5 protein-coding genes are annotated in these 2,919 nt (G+C 38.7%); all 5 read right to left on the reverse strand.

The genetic code is table 11. From position 1 onward, the window contains the following. The coding region (locus CD29_RS19160; protein WP_036190683.1) for a hypothetical protein at positions 1-401 on the reverse strand (401 nt) is incomplete at its 3' end. A gap of 44 nt (positions 402-445) precedes the next feature. Then, positions 446-1,009 (reverse strand): histidine phosphatase family protein, encoded by a 564-nt coding sequence (locus CD29_RS19165; RefSeq protein ID WP_036190686.1) that lies wholly within the window; start codon positions 1,007-1,009, stop codon positions 446-448. A gap of 47 nt (positions 1,010-1,056) precedes the next feature. Next, on the reverse strand, positions 1,057-1,515 hold the full coding sequence (locus tag CD29_RS19170) for a helix-hairpin-helix domain-containing protein (protein WP_036190689.1): 459 nt from the start codon (positions 1,513-1,515) through the stop codon (positions 1,057-1,059). A 14-nt stretch (positions 1,516-1,529) separates the two neighbouring features. Beyond that, positions 1,530-2,348, reverse strand: coding sequence for a GNAT family N-acetyltransferase (locus CD29_RS19175; RefSeq protein ID WP_036190693.1), 819 nt, complete (start codon positions 2,346-2,348; stop codon positions 1,530-1,532). Continuing rightward, on the reverse strand, positions 2,338-2,796 hold the full coding sequence (locus CD29_RS19180) for an NUDIX hydrolase (RefSeq protein ID WP_036190696.1): 459 nt from the start codon (positions 2,794-2,796) through the stop codon (positions 2,338-2,340). Before CD29_RS19180 ends, CD29_RS19175 begins: the two co-directional genes overlap by 11 nt. Between the last annotated feature and the right edge of the window lie 123 nt (positions 2,797-2,919).

Here is a 2,919-nt window from a genome sequence, read left to right on the forward strand (position 1 = left end):
GACAGATTTACACTTTTTTCATGTTTTTTGTCCTCGAGAAGCAGTCTCGAGGACAGGTTATCGCTTTTTTCATGTTTTTTGTCCTCGAGAAGCGGTCTCGAGGACAGATTTACACTTTTTTCATGTTTTTTGTCCTCGAGAAGCAGTCTCGCGGACAGATTTACGCTTTTTTCTAGTTTTTTGTCCTCGAGAAGCGGTCTCGCGGACAGGTTCTCGCTTTTTTCATGTTTTTTGTCCTCGAGAAGCAGTCTCGGGGACAGATTTACACTTTTTTCATGTTTTTTGTCCTCGAGAAGCAGTCTCGGGGACAGATTTACGCTTTTTTCATGTTTTTTGTCCTCGAGAGGCGGTCTCGAGGACAGATTTACACTTTTTTCATGTTTTTTGCCCTTGAAAACCAATCAGCCAAAATTACCAATTAAAAAGGCACTAATCCTTCTTTGGATTAATGCCCATTGTGGGAATTCCATATACGTTCTAGCGTTACTTTATTCGATTCCTTCTTAAGGAGATAAACGTCCGGATTGCTCAACTTTCCCCATTCTTCAAAACCAAAATTCGGCTGAAAATGCTTTATTAGTAATGACAAAAGATTGCCGTGGGACACGATAATCGTATTCTGAGCATCGCCACTAAATACTTCCTCCACCACATCCGCGATTCGATTCATCGCTTCCTGGCTCGACTCGCCACCCTCAAATTTCAAATCTAACTCATCAAACGTTAACTTTAATTTTTCAAACCAATCAGGAAGGTTTACCGTACTTAGCACACGCTCACTTAATCTATCTTCCACTTCTACTTCGATAGCAAGTTTCGTAGCAAGAGGATGAATCGTATCAACTGCACGTTTAAATGGACTCGATAGGATTCGGTCGATACGAACATCGGATAAAAACTCCGCTAACACTTGCGCCTGAAACTCTCCTCTTTCTGTAAGCGCTGCTTCAGGCGGTTGTCCTTCTGCTTCACAATGTCTTATTAAATAAATATTCGCCAAGTAATTCATTCCTTTTCTTATTAACGATTAAATTTGCCCAGTCACTCATCTACCAACTATTCATACCACCCCTTTTTGGGTCTATTTTCCGGATAACCGTTTATCTGTCGATACCGCTTACGTTCTTCTGTAAAATCGAACCACTGCTTACTGCTTGAAGGATTTTTCGAAAAGTAGATCACACAACGAATTTGATCTTCTACACAACTATCCGTCCATACACCTAATTTTTGTTCTAACTCATCAATAAGCTGCGCACCATCTTTCTCTCTCATTTCCTCAAGAGAATAAATGTTCAGCTTAAATACAAGCTTCTCCGCCAACTTTTGCCCTATGGAAGGAACACTTTGAAAGTCTGCCAACCCTTTTATAACGTTTGCTCTATCATTAGATACACCTAATCGCTCTGCGATTTCATCTTTAGTCAACCTATGTACATCAGCAATTTTCACTTTCGCTTGTCTAAGCCTTGATTTTTCATCATCTGTTAATGGTAATTTAATTGCAGCGCTCAAATGAACCCCCTCCTTTAATTAAATGGAAACTCATACCCTACATAATTAAACACATTTTTAAATCCGATTTTTACAGCAACCGCAACGGATGGCTTATTACCCTCCATGCAATCCCAGTACGGGAGCATTCCGCGCTCCAAACAATCACTCACAAAAGCATGGGCAATTTTTTGAGCTAGCTTTTTCCCTTGATGTTCTTCTAAAGTTTCAATATCTACACAATGCACGTTTTCTACAACAAATCCTGAAAAACAAACACTGACGATTTCATTTTTATAAACGGCACAATAACCAATTCCTTCATTAAAGAAGTTTTCTAACGAAGACCAAAACTCCAATATTTTCGACTCCATAAACTGAGTCTGGTAAGTACCATTAGTCAGTTCCTTACTCATTTTCAAAACTGAATATTCAAGATCAATCCTAGGTTCATGTTCCTTACTATAATCCTCTTTCTTTAGTGTATATACTTTTTGATTCCAATTTCCTAATTTACGATGTTTAAATAGTTCCTCGATTTGCTTATTCCACCGTTCATGATTCCCAACGCCTTCAAACCATTCTAACCCTACCAATTTCGCCTCAGGTACAATCACTCGGTCAATGAAATCGTTAATCTCGTTTGTAAATCTCTCATTCCGTTCATCACCAATAAAAATAAACCCATCATTATTTCCTAACCAAATCATCCCTGTAGTTGGAGCTTGTACATCATCTACAAAAATACGTCCTGGGTTTACTCCTTCAACGACCGCTTTTGCTTCCATTTGGCCTTGTTCGTTTATTAATCTGCGAGCTTTATAAAATTCACTCTTATCTAGTTCAGAAATCATCTTTTATCCCTCCCCCTTTCTGCATGTTTTGAACAACCTGATCTGAATAGCTTATGTATTCCTTTAAATAACTTGGTGAGTTCGGGTGGCTCAAGATTTCATCCGTTGTATACCAATAAACGTTCGCTACCTCATCCAAACTGTTCGCAATTGGCTCACCGGATTCATATTCGCATACAAATACAATATCCACTACATGTTCTCCCGACTCTGTCATAAATGAAGTGCTGTGCACGTAATGGAGCTTTTCTTTTACGTTTACGCCGACCTCTTCTAAAATTTCACGTTTCAACGTTCTTTCTAAGATGGCGGATGAATTCCCTTCGATTTCTACTTTCCCTCCAACAAGAGAAAGCAACCCACCTGCATGCTCCTCTTTTTGACTTCTTTCAATAATTAGCCACTGATTACCCTTCCTAATTGCACCTTCAACATTTACGATGAACATTATTAGTACCTCCCATATGCTAATTAATTACTTAATTCAATAAAAAAGGCATTAATCCTTTTTTGGATTAATGCCTCAGATTGTCGACAAAAGGTCATCAAAATGCTTTTCATTTTGATGACC

This window comes from Ureibacillus manganicus DSM 26584, from assembly GCF_000772945.1.
GTDB classification, from domain to species: Bacteria; Bacillota; Bacilli; order Bacillales_A; family Planococcaceae; genus Ureibacillus; species Ureibacillus manganicus.